Source organism: Haloactinomyces albus, assembly GCF_031458135.1.
Lineage (GTDB): Bacteria > Actinomycetota > Actinomycetes > Mycobacteriales > Pseudonocardiaceae > Haloactinomyces > Haloactinomyces albus.
In genome coordinates, this window is sequence record NZ_JAVDXW010000006.1 from 1 (window position 1) to 13152 (window position 13152).

At 65.9% G+C, this 13152-nt stretch carries 15 protein-coding genes; 12 read left to right on the forward strand and 3 right to left on the reverse strand.

What is annotated here, in order from left to right:
* From JOF55_RS24230 to JOF55_RS24260, 7 genes are all read left to right on the forward strand, one after another.
* On the forward strand, nt 1–1065 hold a 1065-nt coding region (locus JOF55_RS24230), incomplete at its 5' end, for a DUF2637 domain-containing protein (RefSeq protein ID WP_310279123.1).
* Between the two features lie 82 nt (nt 1066–1147).
* Nucleotides 1148–3424 (forward strand): FtsK/SpoIIIE domain-containing protein, encoded by a 2277-nt coding sequence (locus tag JOF55_RS24235; RefSeq protein ID WP_310272839.1) that lies wholly within the window; start codon nt 1148–1150, stop codon nt 3422–3424.
* Nucleotides 3425–3681: 257 nt separating this feature from the next.
* Nucleotides 3682–4629, forward strand: a complete 948-nt coding sequence (locus JOF55_RS24240) for a bifunctional DNA primase/polymerase (RefSeq protein ID WP_310272840.1) — start codon at nt 3682–3684, stop codon at nt 4627–4629.
* The gene (locus JOF55_RS24245) at nt 4626–5675 is read left to right on the forward strand and encodes an AAA family ATPase (protein ID WP_310272843.1); all 1050 of its coding nucleotides are present in this window, start codon (nt 4626–4628) and stop codon (nt 5673–5675) included. Before JOF55_RS24240 ends, JOF55_RS24245 begins: the two co-directional genes overlap by 4 nt.
* A 53-nt stretch (nt 5676–5728) precedes the next feature.
* Nucleotides 5729–5956: a helix-turn-helix domain-containing protein gene (locus JOF55_RS24250; protein ID WP_374727261.1), complete on the forward strand. Its 228-nt coding sequence runs from the start codon at nt 5729–5731 to the stop codon at nt 5954–5956.
* A 17-nt stretch (nt 5957–5973) separates the two neighbouring features.
* On the forward strand, nt 5974–7236 hold the full coding sequence (locus JOF55_RS24255) for a tyrosine-type recombinase/integrase (protein WP_310272847.1): 1263 nt from the start codon (nt 5974–5976) through the stop codon (nt 7234–7236).
* A gap of 956 nt (nt 7237–8192) precedes the next feature.
* A complete protein-coding gene (locus JOF55_RS24260) occupies nt 8193–8945 on the forward strand; it encodes a hypothetical protein (protein WP_310272820.1) in 753 nt (250 codons plus the stop codon).
* Between the two features lie 149 nt (nt 8946–9094).
* Here JOF55_RS24260 and JOF55_RS24265 read toward each other — a convergent pair whose 3' ends face one another.
* Together JOF55_RS24265 and JOF55_RS24275 are read right to left on the reverse strand one after the other, a co-directional pair.
* Nucleotides 9095–10027: an SUMF1/EgtB/PvdO family nonheme iron enzyme gene (locus JOF55_RS24265; protein ID WP_374727260.1), complete on the reverse strand. Its 933-nt coding sequence runs from the start codon at nt 10025–10027 to the stop codon at nt 9095–9097.
* A gap of 56 nt (nt 10028–10083) precedes the next feature.
* On the reverse strand, nt 10084–10863 hold the full coding sequence (locus tag JOF55_RS24275; protein ID WP_310272822.1) for an aminotransferase class IV family protein: 780 nt from the start codon (nt 10861–10863) through the stop codon (nt 10084–10086).
* A 200-nt stretch (nt 10864–11063) separates the two neighbouring features.
* Between JOF55_RS24275 and JOF55_RS24280 the strand changes: the two genes are divergently transcribed.
* Nucleotides 11064–11267 carry a hypothetical protein gene (locus tag JOF55_RS24280; protein ID WP_310272824.1) on the forward strand — a complete coding sequence of 68 codons (204 nt, stop codon included), beginning with the start codon at nt 11064–11066 and terminating at the stop codon, nt 11265–11267.
* Between the two features lie 7 nt (nt 11268–11274).
* Here JOF55_RS24280 and JOF55_RS24285 read toward each other — a convergent pair whose 3' ends face one another.
* Nucleotides 11275–11685 (reverse strand): hypothetical protein, encoded by a 411-nt coding sequence (locus tag JOF55_RS24285; RefSeq protein WP_310272826.1) that lies wholly within the window; start codon nt 11683–11685, stop codon nt 11275–11277.
* A gap of 160 nt (nt 11686–11845) precedes the next feature.
* Between JOF55_RS24285 and JOF55_RS24290 the strand changes: the two genes are divergently transcribed.
* The 4 genes from JOF55_RS24290 (at nt 11846) to JOF55_RS24305 (ending at nt 13084) form a co-directional block, all read left to right on the forward strand.
* The gene (locus JOF55_RS24290; RefSeq protein ID WP_310272828.1) at nt 11846–12073 is read left to right on the forward strand and encodes a helix-turn-helix domain-containing protein; all 228 of its coding nucleotides are present in this window, start codon (nt 11846–11848) and stop codon (nt 12071–12073) included.
* Nucleotides 12070–12384: a WhiB family transcriptional regulator gene (locus tag JOF55_RS24295; RefSeq protein WP_310272830.1), complete on the forward strand. Its 315-nt coding sequence runs from the start codon at nt 12070–12072 to the stop codon at nt 12382–12384. Before JOF55_RS24290 ends, JOF55_RS24295 begins: the two co-directional genes overlap by 4 nt.
* Nucleotides 12385–12479: 95 nt before the next feature.
* On the forward strand, nt 12480–12869 hold the full coding sequence (locus tag JOF55_RS24300; RefSeq protein WP_310272832.1) for a hypothetical protein: 390 nt from the start codon (nt 12480–12482) through the stop codon (nt 12867–12869).
* Entirely contained in the window at nt 12866–13084 is a 219-nt protein-coding gene (locus JOF55_RS24305) for a hypothetical protein (protein WP_310272834.1), read from the forward strand. The genes JOF55_RS24300 and JOF55_RS24305 overlap by 4 nt, the downstream gene beginning before the upstream one ends.
* The last annotated feature ends 68 nt before the right edge of the window (nt 13085–13152 follow it).

The following is a 13152-nucleotide window of genomic DNA, read 5'->3' on the forward strand; positions in this document are numbered from 1 at the left end:
ACCGCCGAGAACCGCCGCGCGGACCGGGCCGCCGAACGCGAGCAGGACCGCACCGACCGCGAGCACCGCCAGGCCCAGCGCGCCCAGCGTGGCCAGCAGCGGCGTGCTCGCCTGGCCACCCTGGGCCGGTGGGTGACCGCCCGCCCGGTGGAGCTGGCCATGGCCGCGATCATCGTGGTTCCGGCGCTGTTGGCATGGACCGCCATGGCCACCTACGGCCGCGAGATCTACGGCCCGATCGGGGTGCTGCTGCCGCTGTTCACCGAAGCGGCCATGTGGGCCTTCGCAGCCAAGCTGCACCAGGCCCGCCAGCACCAGGCCCCAACCGGGTGGCTGCAGATGGGCACGTGGGCCTTTACCGCCGTGGCCGCGCTGCTGAACTACATCCACGGCCACGCTCTCGGCGGCATCGCCGTGGGGCTGGTCATGGCCGTGGTCTCCGTTGGTGGCGTGGTCACTCACCAGATCCTGACCGCCGCCCCGATGCAGGCTCGGCGCAGCCGTACCGACCGGCAAGCCGCCCGCACCCAGCGTCTCGCCGCCCGTCGGGTGACCCGGATGGAGCGGGTCGCGCTGCGCCAGGCGGTCGGCGAGCTGGGCACCGACGGCACCGTGTCCCTGCTGCACCAACCGGGCACCGTCACCCTCGCCCGCGCCTGGACCGGCCGGACCCGACTCGACCGCCGTGCCGTGCCCGGACTGGCCGCCGACGGCCCCACCTCCCCCGCCACCCCGGTGGCCGATGCGGTCGAACAGTGGCTGTCGGTCCAGCCCGACCCAGCCACCGAGTCGAGCCCGACCGACACCGACTCGACCAGCGCTCTGGAGTGGGCCGAGTCGGGGGCTGACCTGCAGGAGTCGACCCCCGCGCCGGTCTCGATTCCCGAACCCAACCGCCGCTCACTCGACACCCTGCGCACCGAGCTGCACCGGGCCGTCTCCGACGGGGTTGAGGTCGACCCGACCTCGGCGGAGTCGATCCGCAAAACCCTGCGCTGCGGAGCCAAGACCGCACGACGGCTACGCGACGAGTGGAACGACGGATCGGCCGCCGTCGCCGCCTGACCCACGTCCGGTGGCCCCGCCTTGCGTGGGGCCACCCCTCCCCTGCTGTTTCTCCATCAGTCCGTAGAGAGGCCAGCTCGTCATGTCTTCCACCGAGCCCCACATGGGCGATCTCATCCGCTTCCCCCAAACCCCCGACCACGCCACCGGCAACACCGTGCCCGCACCCCGCCACACCGAGCAGACCCACCAGGACGGCACGGACCAGTCAAGCGAACACGACGGGCATCACGAGCAGCCCAACACAGTGCCGGGCACGACCCTGGCAGTGGACACCCCACGCGCACTGCAGCGGCTGCCCCGCCCGGCTCTGCCGCCCGCGCTGGCCCGCACAGCTCGCACCACCGGGGTCGCCACTCGTCGCGCGGCCGGAGCGACCTGGCGGGTGGCTAAGCCCGCTGGGCAGGTCGGGCTACGCCATGGTGCCTACACCCTCGGTGGGACCTGGGAGTTGACCCGGCGTGGTTTCTCACGGCTGACTCACGGTGATCTGACCGAGGCTGTGCGCGCGGCCAAGGCCGCCGGAGACCTGGGCATGGTCGCCGAGCTGGAGCAGCGTCGCCGGGACGCGGCCAACGACCGATGGAAGCGCATCACCGCTCAGGTCAAGCTCACCGGCATCGTGGCCGCCACCGGTAGCGGCGTCGTGGTCGGGGCGAGCCTGGCAGTGCTCATCGCAGGTGTGGTGGTCCAGCTTGTCCCCGATGGGGCCGACTTCGCAGCCGTGTGGACCGACGGATGGTGGGCGTTCCTGGTTGGCACGGCCCAGTTCGTGGCGTGGGTGGCGTCGCTGTGGCCCTGGATGCTCGCGGCACTGGTGGCGACGTTGGGCTATGCCGCCTGGCGGGCCGGACACGACAGCGACTTTGTTCCGGCATGGATCAGCGCTGGTGAGCAGCCCGGCGGCAAGGACGTGGTGCCGGATGAGGGGGCCATTCTCGATGCGCTGCGCAATCTCAACCTGCCGCCGCTGAACAAGGCCATCAAGGAGGGCTGGAAACCCCGCTGGGTGCAGCCCACCGGCCGCGACGGGAGGGGCTGGCGCACCCAACTGGAGCTGCCGCAGGGCGTGACCGTCGAAAAGATCAACGACAACAAGGACGTGCTGGCCCACAATCTCGTGCGCAAGCGCAACGAGGTCTGGCCCACCGAGCCGCGCGACAAGCCCGGCGTGCTGGATCTGTGGGTGGCTGATCAGGGCATCCTGTCCGGCCCGGTGGATGTGTGGCCGCTGCTGGAGGAGGGCACCACGGACTACTTCACCGGTGTGCCGGTCGGTATCGACGCCCGCGGTGACGAGGTCACCGGCAAGCTCATGGCCGCCAACTACGTCATTGGCGGCACGATGGGCTCCGGCAAAACCTCGCTGGTGGTCAACCTGCTGCTGGGCGCCATCCTCGATCCGCTGGTTGAGATCGACGTGCACGTCATGGCCTACAACGTCGACTTCGACCCACTGCGGCCACGCCTGCGCAGCCTGGTCAAGGGCGACGAGGACGAACAGATCGAAGCCGCGCTGGACATGCTGCGCGAGCTGCGCGAAGAGGTCACCCAGCGCGGCAAGATCCTCGACGAGATCGGCGGCGAGGAAACCAAGCTCACCCGCGACATCGCCGAGCAGGACGCGCGCATGCGCCCGCGCCTGGTGGTCGTCGACGAGTGCCAGGAGCTGTTCGAGCACGACGAGCACGGCAAGGAAGCCAAGGAACTCGCCGAGAAGGTCGCCAAGAAGGCCCGCAAGACCGGCATCACCCTCGTGTGGGCCACCCCCTCCCCCTCGGCTGCCTCGCTGCCGCGTGACCTGGCCAAGACCGCCTCACACCGGGTGTGCTTCGCCATCGGCGACCACCAAGGATCGGATGCAGTGCTGGGCACCGGCAAGCACAAGGCCGGCATCACCGCCACCGGGCTGGTGCCCGGCGAGGACGTGGGCACCGCCATGGCCACCGGCTTCCGCCGGGATGCCGGGCTGGTGCGCTGCCACCACATCCGCAAGGAAAAGGGCATCGACGAGATCACCCCCGTGGTGCAACGCGCCCTGGCACTGCGCGAGGACGCGGGCATCACCGCCAACCCGGCCGCCGACCGCAGCCAACAGCCCCGCGACCTGCTCGCCGACCTCGACGCCGTACTCGGCACCGAGCCCGTCCCGGCCGCCGACGTGCCCGCCCTGCTGGCCCGCCACGCCCCCAAGTGGGCTCCCTACCAGCGCCTGACCGGCAAGCAGCTCCGCGTCCAGCTCACCGACGACTACGGCATCAAAGTGCCCTCCACCGGCAACAAGTTCCCCCTCGACCCCGCCACCGTGCGTAGCGAACAGGCCCGGCGCGCCACCGCCGACCTCGATACCGAGGAGTGAAGCCAGTGAACCGCCCAGCCCCATCCACCAACCCCGCCACACGGGCCGCCACAGAACTTCGCGGGGCCGGATTAACCCGCCTCACTCGGTTCACTTTCCCCAGCGCAGCAACAACCAGGGCGCTGAGTTAGGAACCTAACCCACTCACGGCCACCTAACCCGCATTCCTAACCCCCACAGCCCGGCACCGCAGGTGCTGAGGCCAGCCCCTCACGCCCATCAACCGACACGCACAGTGACTACTTGCGAGGAATGCCATGCCCCCTTCCGACTTGCTCAACACAGCGCTGGACACGGCCGCGCGTGGCTGGCCGGTGTTCCCGCTGGTGCCCGGTGGCAGCTCTCCGGCGCTGCACAGCGAGTTCCGCTGTCCCGGCACCGGGCCGTGTGCCAGTGGGCATCGCAAGTGGGAACAGCGCGCCACTACCGACCCCGCCGTGATCGAGCGGTGCTGGTCCCACGGCCCGGCCTACAACGTCGGGCTGGCCACCGGCCCGGCCGGACTGGTGGTCATTGACCTCGACGTGCCCAAACTCGGCAAGAGCGTGTCCGAGCACTGGGCGGCCCAGGGGGCTGAAACAGGCATGGACGTGTTCCTGCTCGTCTGCGCCGACGCTGGACAGGCCCCGCCGCTGGACACGTTCACGGTCGCGACCCCCTCCGGCGGCACGCACCTGTACTTCACGGCCCCCGACGGGGTCGAGCTGCGCATCACCCAGGGCGAGCGCGGTAACGGGCTCGGCTGGGGTATCGACACCCGCGCCCATGGCGGCTACGTCGTCGCCGCAGGCTCGACCCGCCGCGACGGCCCGTATGTCGTCACCGACGACCAGCCGCCCGCGCCGCTCCCGACGTGGTTGGTCGAGCAGCTGCGCCCGGCCCCGCTACCTCCACAGGAACCCACCCCGGTCACGCCGCTGCAGGGTCGGCGCTCGCGCTACCTGGACGCGGCCGTGGCCGCCGAAGCCCAACGGGTGACCACCGCGACCGGTGGTGAGCGCAACTATGCGCTGTACTGCGCGGCCGCCGCGCTCGGACAACTGGCCGCCGGAGGCGCTCTGACCGAGCAGGACGTGACCGAGACGCTGCTGCACGCCGCACAGGGCCACGTCGCCGCCGGGGCCTACCGCTGGAGCCAAGCCCGCCAAACCATCGCCTCCGGCCTGCGTGCCGGGGCCAAGCGCCCGCGAAAGGTCGCCGCATGAGCGCGCCTGAAGTTCCCGAGCCCGACAACGTGCACCCGCTGCACCGGCACCCGGCCGAAGCACTGCACGCCGCCTGGACCGCCGATGTGCTCATGGCCACCGAGTTCCCCGAACCGACCTGGGCCGTGCCCGGCATCGTGGCTGAAGGCGTCAACCTGCTCGCCGGTCCACCCAAGGTCGGCAAGTCCTGGATGTCGCTCGGGCTGGCCATCGAAGTCGCCTCCGGCGGCAAAGCCTTCGACATGCTCGACGTCGAGCCCGGCCCCGTGCTCTACCTCGCGCTGGAAGACACCCCGCGCCGGTTGAAAACCCGCATGAGCAAGCTGCTCGATGGCAAACCCGCCCCGGCCGGTCTCACCCTGGCCACCAGCTGCCCCACGCTGACCCAGGGCGGCGACGAGGCCATCATCGCGTGGCTGGAGGCCCACACGGACGCGCGCATGGTCGTGCTCGACGTGTTCGCCAAGATGCGCGGCACCCCGCCGGCAGGCATGTCCGCCTACGACGCCGACTACGCTGCCGTGTCCCGCGCCAAGCGCATCGCCGACGCCTACGGTGTCGCCCTGGTGCTGGTCCACCACGTGCGCAAGATGGGCAGCGACGACTTCCTCGAAACCGTCTCCGGCTCCAACGGCATCGCCGGAGCCGCCGACGCCGTGCTCGTGCTCAAACGCGGCCGCAACCAAGCCGACGCCGTCCTCAACGTCACCGGCCGCGACATCGACGAAGCCGAATACGCCCTGACCTTCCACAGCCACTCCGGCGCCTGGCAACTCCTCGACGGCCCCGCCAGCGACCACACCCTCCACACCACCCGCGCCACCATCCAGCGCTACCTCCGCGAGCACCCCGGCACCGGGCCGAAAGCCATCGCCGAAGCCACCGGACTCGACCGCGAGCAGGTCAAGAAGACCTGCCAACGCATGGCCAGCGATGGGCAACTCCACGCCACATCCGGCGGCCGCTACAGCACTCCGGAAGTCGGGGACGACGCCATGTCCTCCGACGTGTCCCCGCCGTCCCCGGAGTCCCCAAAACTGCTCTGACCTGCCCGAACAGGCAGCGAGTCCGGGGACGCCTTGTCCCCGCTGTCCCCGCAATGCCCCGACGAGAAAGGAACCCCGCCGTGATCGACTCACACAGCACCGGCCAGCCCCGCGTTCTGCTCACCGTCGAGCAAGCCGCCGAACGACTCAGCCTCGGCCGCACCAGCGTCTACCAGCTCCTGAAAACCGGGCATCTGCACTCAGTCCGCATCGGACGCCTCCGGCGCATCCCCGCCGAATCCATCGACGCCTACATCGCAGCCCTCACCGAGCAGCAGTAGGACCAAAGGAGATCCCCATGCCCCGCAAGAAACGCCCCGAAGGAACCCGCGCCCCCAACGGCGCAAGCAGCATCTACCAGGACAAGAACGGAAAGTGGCACGGTCGCGTGACCGTAGGCGTCCGCGACGACGGCAGGTCGGATCGTCGCCACGTCGAATCCTGGGACCGCAAGGTGGTCACGAAGAAGGTCCGGGAACTCGAACGTGCCCGCGACGAAGGAAACATCACGAAACCTGGTGAGAAGTGGACAGTTGAGCAGTGGGTCGAGCACTGGCTGCACAACATCGCCACTTCGACCACCGGAGACGGTGGCTGGGACGCCTACTTCTACGCCACGAAACACATCCGGAAGCACGTGGGGGCGCACAAGCTTCCGAACTTGCTTCCCGATCACCTGGAAGCGATGTATCGCAAGATGCAGAAGGCCGGCGCGTCGAGCGCTACTGCCCACCAGGCCCACCGGACCATCCGGACCGCACTGAACGAAGCCGTCAAGCGAGGTTACCTGGCCAAAAACCCTGCCGTAGTCGCCAAAGCGCCGAAGGTGGAAGAGAAGGAGGTGGAGCCGTTCACGCGCGAGGAGGTCACCCAGCTGTTCAAGACAGCTCGCGAAGGTCGGAACGCTTGCCGCTGGATCATCGCCATCGCCCTCGGACTTCGGCAGGGCGAGGTTCTTGGACTGCGCTGGACGGACGTGGACTTCCAGGAAGGCACACTCACCGTCGACGTGCAGAGGCCGCGACCGAAGTGGAAGCACGGATGCGATGGAGCGTGCGGCCACAAGCACGGAGGCCACTGCCCGCAGCGAATCAACACCCGAAGTGAGACCAAGAGACCGAAGTCACGAGCAGGCCGCCGACCGATCGGTCTCCCGCATCCGGTACTGGAGGAATTGAAGCAGCACGCCACCGAACAGACCGCCGAGCGTGAGGCCGCTGGCGAGCTGTGGAGCGATGCGGGGTGGTTGTTCACCAACGAGACGGGCAAGCCGCTCAACTACCGCACGGATCTCGCCCGATGGAAGCAGCTCCTGTCCGATGCCGGGGTGCGAGACGCCCGGCTGCACGACGCTCGGCACACGGCCGCGACCGTGCTGCTCGAACTCGGCATCCCCGATCGCACGGCGATGGAGATCATGGGGTGGTCCAACGTTGCCCTGACGCAGCGGTACCAGCACGTGACAGGACACGTGCTCGGGACGGTCGCCGAGAAGCTCGGCGACCACCTCTGGAAGGCGTCGGAGAAGCCCTCCGACGAGCCTCCCGAGAAGGGCAACTGAGACGAGAACTGAGACGAGCAAGCAGCGAGGCCCGGCGGTGAGATCACCACCGGGCCTTGTTTTCACTGCTCACCGAAGCGGAAGCGGCGGGATTCGAACCCGCGGACCCTCTCGGGTCGCTCGCTTTCAAGATCGGCGGCTCACTGTTCACAGCCTCGTTCCTGCTGCTCACGTGGTGACTCGTGAGACTGCTGCAACAGTGGGGGGAGGTTCGTACTGAGACGAACTGAGACGAGAACTGAGACGAGCCATCGGCGAAGCTCGGTAGCACTCGCAGAGGAAACCGGCCCGAGGGAGCGCACTCGAAGGCTGTACGGCTAACTCAGCGCTCGATGAGTGAGGCGCTGTCGTGCTGTCGGCGTGGCCCGCTGGAAGACACTGCCTGGCTTCCGCACTCCGCGCACACGGCCTCAGCGGCTATACCGCTTACCCAGGAGTCCTCTCGGGGAGGATCTGGACGGACAGCGAATGACCTGGGTAGTGCCTGGCACGCCAAGAAGTGACTGTCACTTCGTAGCCCTGCTCTTCGAGATAGGCGAGATCGGCCACTGCGTCGCCGTCGAGCTCATACGGTTCTGCCACGTAGCACCAACGCCCGTCAGGCAGGCGAAGCCTGTAGGCATGGTCTATCCATCGGATACGCCCATGGCTGGGTAAACCATGCCTCGAAAGGAGCAGCGGCAACGGACCCTTGCTCTGATGCCAGCGTTCATCGTGTCCGTGGCTCCCACACCTGCAGGGCGTGGTCAGCCCTGCGTCTGGATCTTGCACGAAGCGAGGGTCCATCACATCTCCCTGATCGACTCCCCCCACTGTTCCAGCTTCGATCACCATGATCAATGCTCACACGTTTGGACGTTCCCCGAGCTGCAGGATGTGGATAGCCTTCGACCGACCGTACATACCAACGAATCGAGAAAATCACAATGTCTAACCGAAACTACAGTACCGGAGACATGGCAGGGCTGATCGCACTTTCCAACAAGCGGTGCTACTGGCCCGACTGCTCTGTACCTATTGTAGTTGCCGTTAGCGGACGGTACATCTTCAATGTCGAGCGCGCCCATATAAGAGCCGCCAATCCAAATGGGCCACGCTATGACCCCAATATGCCCGAAGAGGGACGCGACGCTTTCAGCAACCTCATACTTCTTTGCAAGCCACACCACACAACAATCGACAAGATCGACCCTGACAAATACCCCGTAAAACGCCTTGAGCGCTGGAAGTTCGAGCGAGAAAGCACGAACGTAGCGGAACTACGCGGACTCACCAATGTAACCGAGGACCGACTTCAAGAGCTAATATCGGATGCCATGGAAGTTCATGACAAACAAATCAAAGACTCGCTTGACCAACTGCACGCTATAAATTCCGAAGCTGCCGACGTCCTCCGTTCATTGGTAAGCGAATTGGAGAGCTCCCGACGGAACGATCCTATTATTGACCCTGACAGTGTTAGTTTGCTCGACGACGCTTCCCGCAACTTGCAAAACCTCGGAGATGACGCCGGACTACTACTCGATAGCGCCCGTGACCTCTCGCACTTGCAAGATTCGGCAACTTCACTTAGTTCCGCAGCGGATAAAATAATGCGATCTGAAGGCATCATAGCCTCGCTAGACGAAGCCGTATCGAACTTACGCGAGGTCTCTTACCTCGCCGACGAACTGAAGAGGGCTGCAGCAAGGCTTGAAGACCTACGGTGACGCTCGACCATCGGTAGTAGGCGAGCCTGCCGACCAGACTTAGCTTACGGGGACAGCGGGGACAGGGTGTCCCCGAAGTTGATTTCTATTTGGGCAGGTCAAGACAGTCTCGGGGACAGCGGGGACAGCGGGGACACCTGGAGGGCAGCTCAGCTCTGCAGCAGCGCCTCCAGGATCTCGGCCGGTACGGCACAGCGGAAGCCGACGTCGTCGTCGCACATGCTCGCTGCGGCATCGTTGAACGACGATGGGGTTGCGCGATTGAACGGACTCGTCCAGGCGCCGCCCTTCAGCTCGTGCCTACCTGGCTTGGACTCCGTGGAGCACCACTCCCAGACGTTCCCGCATAGGTCGTACACGCCGTAGGGGCTAACGCCGCTCTGGTAGCAGTCGCCGGGGGTGGTGCTACCGACCCCGTTCTCTCGAACGTTGCACTTGGCAGGCGTGGGCTGGTCGCCCCAGGGGTAGACGTTTCCCCTGGTGCCACGAGCAGCCTTCTCCCACTGCTGTCCAGTGGGAAGAGCCTTGCCGGACCACTCGGCATAGGCGGTGGCGTCTTTCCAGGTGACAAAGACGGCCGGGTGCTCTGCGAGCCCGTCCGGGTACTTGTCTTCCGTCCAATGCTGGGGTGACGGGTGACCGGTTGCCGCGATGAAGCGGGCATAGTCGGCGTTACTCACGGGGTGCACGTCGATGTAGAACGCAGGAAGCCACGTCGGTTCGTTGCTCGGTCCCGATAGGAAGACGCTCCCGTCCACCTTGACCATTGGGCTTCCGTCAGCGGGGTGCCGAACTTCGCTACTCCCAATGGGTTCAAGCTCTGACTCGCTCTGCCCGGAGCCCAACGCTCCGTCCGTGAGGTGCGTGAACCGTGCCTGTGTATCCGAATCGCTTCGCAACAAGCACGTGTCGAGCGCCGCCTGGTTGACCGGCCGTGGCGTGATGTTCGCACGACCTGCCTCCCACTTCGAGATCATGCGCTCACTGACACCGAGGTGAGCGGCGAACTCTCTGATGCTCATCCTCTTCGCTTCACGAAGCGCTCGAACCTCGACGCCCGACCAGCTTTGAACTGTCGCCACTTGCTGCTCCCCTACGTGATCTTCCACGGAAGATCGTAACGGGTCGCAGGAGAGCTTCACAGGTGTTCAGCGGGAATATCCGTATAGAGGTCGCGCAGTTCGCGCAGTACCTTGTGGTCTTCTGGCCACTGAACACCGTCCACCGAGGTCACGGGCCTGATGCCAGTTGCGGCGTTGGTCGCGAACGCTGCCTCGGTATCTGCCAATTCAGCGAGTGTGAGCGGTTCGGCCTTTACCGGCTCGTCGAGAGCCTGATTGAGCAGAGTCATGGTAACTCCGGAAAGGTATTCCGAGCGGGGCCAAACTACCTGCCCATCGCGGACGAAACCAATATTTGATGTCGCAATTTCGGAGATCGTCCCGTCGGGGTTCAAGAACAGGACATCGTCAAATCCTTCTCGTTGGGCTGACCGCCGATGCCTGAGAGGACCGAAGAGACCGACGTGCTTTACTGCAGGATCTTCGCGCCGGTAGGAAACTGCCTGTAGACGCAAAGGTGAAGGGGACCCGTGTGGGGTCGGCCGTGTTGTGACCAACACGGCCGGGCTGGCGTCAGAGCCAATTGTTCCTAGACCAAGTTCAGGGTCATAGATGGTGACTCGCACCACGGTGGGCTGTGTGGTGTCGGCCAATGCATGGCGGATGTACTGCCGGACGCGGTCGGTTTCGAGCTCCACGCCGTAGAGCTGGCGGCAGTCACGCGCTAGCCGCTGCATGTGGAGAGACAGCCCGCGTACCTGCTGGTCTTCGACGAGCATCGAAGTGAAGTGGCCGTAGTTGGTCAGCGCCAGGGACTTGATCTGATCGATGGTTGCAGGGGCGCCATTCAGTTCCATGGCTCTACCTTCGCACCTTTCCAGCTGTTTCTGAACCTGCACTGCACCGAAGTTCAGTGAAAGTTCAGGGGTTCGGGTTCGGTGAAAGTTCAGTGTTGAGGGGGCAGCTGGACAGTTCTCGGTCAGCGCGATCGACGGCAGTCTTGATGTGAAAGCGACAGAGACGAACAAAGCGGCAGTTGCAAAGGAAGGGCGGAGCAATGGCCAAGCAATCGATCCCCGGAATCCAGACCAACGGTGGTGGAGCGCTGAAGAAGTTCGTCGGGGCACTCGTGGCCCTGGCTGTGCTGGCCATGGTCGTGCAGTACCCGAACGAGTCCGCAGTCTGGGTAAAGGGCATTCTCGGCGGTCTCAGCGATCTCGTGAGCGCGTTGGTTGTCTTCCTTAAAGCTCTTACCGCCTGACTGCCGCTCACTCGTCGGGAAGGCGACGCTCCAGGGAATCCAGTCGCTTCGTGATGTCAGCCAGTTTCCCGTAAATGTCAGCGAGGGCAGCAGACTCATGCGATTCCGATTCAGCAGAGTTTTGGCCATCAAGGACAGTCGAAAGATGGTTCCGTGGCAGTCCGAGAGCCTCGGACATCACCCCCAGAGTGCGACTGGTGCGCTTGCGCGGCACAAGGTTGTGTTGGAGTTCACGCACCGTTTGGAGAGCCAAGCCAGCGCGGTTCGCCACCTGTTGCTGGGTGAGCTCCAAGTACTCCATCCGAGTGTTGATGGTCTCGGCTACGGCGTCCCAGTTTTTACCCACACGGCCCTCCTGAGCTGCGAATTTCGCCACTAAGACTAGTAGCAACTTGCCCCGCGATTCCAGCAGCGGCACACAGCAGACTTGACGACAACTAGTACTAGTGGTTGTACTAGTAATAGTTCTGGTTGCAGTTGTCGCAGTGTTCGCAGCAGCAGGCCAGTAACAAGCACGAAGCCCGGGTGGTGCTGCCACACCGACCGGGGCACACATCGAAGAACTAGGAGCACTAACGATGCAGGTCAACGGTACGGCGACGCGGATGTACCGGGTCAAGGCAGTCGCTGAAGTCCTGGACGTCCACGTCTCCACGGTCTACCGGCTCGCGGAGTCCGGTCGGTTGCACTCGGTGCGGGTCGGGTTCGGCAAGGGCGCGCTACGCATTCCGGCCGACTCACTGAACGCCTACCTGCACAGCCTGGGCATGGCGCCGATGACTGATGCCGAGGGGGCGATCGCATGAGCACGGCTGCCCAGCCTCTGAACTGTGAGAACACGCTGTCCCACCTGATCACTCGGCTTCCCAGTGAGCATTTCGCCCAGCAACCGGCGTGCGCGAACAGCGAGGTCGACCCGGAACTGTTCTTTCCGGTCGGTCCGGGTGCAGCTCGCCAGATCGCAGCGGCCAAGCAGGTGTGCGAGTCCTGCCCTGTCCGGCAGGCGTGCCTGTCCTTCGCCTTGCACCACGACGTGCACGGCGTGTGGGGCGGCAGCACCCGCACCGAGCGCGCCGCGCTGCGCCGCACCGGCAAGCACGGCGAAGCCGCTGCTTAGCCGCACCCTGGCCCGGCAGCCAGTCCCGCCAAGAACTTCTGCCGGGCCGGGTCTCTCGCCACCTGCACCGAACGAGCAAGTGAGGAGTACTGGCCATGATAGAGATCGTTTCCTGCGTGGTCGCCGTGTGCGACACCTGCCGGTCCTACTTCGACGAGGACGGTGAGGGAGTCCAGCACTTCGCCACCGTCGCTGGTGCCCGCGCCCACCTGGCCGAAGATGGGCCGGAGCCCAAGGGTGACGGCCTGGACTACCTGCGCGACACCACCACCCCCGGCTGGCAGCAGTTGGCCGACGGACGGTTGCGCTGCTGGCGCTGCGAGACCAACCGGCTGTGCACCGAGCACGGCCACGACTGGACACCATGGCAAGCCTGCTGGTGCCAGGGCCGCTGCACCATCCAGCTCCGCTCCTGCCAGCGCTGCGGCAACCGCCAGGACCGCTACGACCCTGCCACCACCACCGAGGGCGGTGAGCGGGCATGACTTCCGCCGACTACCTGCGCGGCTACACCGCCCCGCGCGCCCTGCTGGTGGGGCTGCTGTTCCTGCTGGCCGTGGCCTGCCGCGTGCCGGCGGTCGCCCTGGCCGTGGCCTGCCACGTGCTCGACCGCTGCGCCGACCGGCTGTTGACCGTCACCACCCGCATTCCCACCGCCCCCGTCTCCGTCGTCACCAGCACTGGGAGGGCCGCCCGATGAGCATGTTCGAGGAGATGCGCGCCAACCGCGCCCAGCAAGCCGCCGACCGGCGCGCCGACCGCGCCCAG

What these genes read in the sequence shown, in the direction of transcription:
- JOF55_RS24240 (WP_310272840.1), top strand. Translation starts at nt 3,682, where the DNA reads ATGCCCCCTTCCGACTTGCTCAACACAGCGCTGGACACGGCCGCGCGT.
- JOF55_RS24305 (WP_310272834.1), top strand. Translation starts at nt 12,866, where the DNA reads ATGACTTCCGCCGACTACCTGCGCGGCTACACCGCCCCGCGCGCCCTG.
- JOF55_RS24255 (WP_310272847.1), top strand. Translation starts at nt 5,974, where the DNA reads ATGCCCCGCAAGAAACGCCCCGAAGGAACCCGCGCCCCCAACGGCGCA.
- JOF55_RS24245 (WP_310272843.1), top strand. Translation starts at nt 4,626, where the DNA reads ATGAGCGCGCCTGAAGTTCCCGAGCCCGACAACGTGCACCCGCTGCAC.
- JOF55_RS24235 (WP_310272839.1), top strand. Translation starts at nt 1,148, where the DNA reads ATGTCTTCCACCGAGCCCCACATGGGCGATCTCATCCGCTTCCCCCAA.
- JOF55_RS24275 (WP_310272822.1), bottom strand. Translation starts at nt 10,863, where the DNA reads ATGGAACTGAATGGCGCCCCTGCAACCATCGATCAGATCAAGTCCCTG.
- JOF55_RS24260 (WP_310272820.1), top strand. Translation starts at nt 8,193, where the DNA reads ATGGCAGGGCTGATCGCACTTTCCAACAAGCGGTGCTACTGGCCCGAC.
- JOF55_RS24290 (WP_310272828.1), top strand. Translation starts at nt 11,846, where the DNA reads ATGCAGGTCAACGGTACGGCGACGCGGATGTACCGGGTCAAGGCAGTC.
- JOF55_RS24300 (WP_310272832.1), top strand. Translation starts at nt 12,480, where the DNA reads ATGATAGAGATCGTTTCCTGCGTGGTCGCCGTGTGCGACACCTGCCGG.
- JOF55_RS24280 (WP_310272824.1), top strand. Translation starts at nt 11,064, where the DNA reads ATGGCCAAGCAATCGATCCCCGGAATCCAGACCAACGGTGGTGGAGCG.
- JOF55_RS24250 (WP_374727261.1), top strand. Translation starts at nt 5,729, where the DNA reads ATGCCCCGACGAGAAAGGAACCCCGCCGTGATCGACTCACACAGCACC.
- JOF55_RS24295 (WP_310272830.1), top strand. Translation starts at nt 12,070, where the DNA reads ATGAGCACGGCTGCCCAGCCTCTGAACTGTGAGAACACGCTGTCCCAC.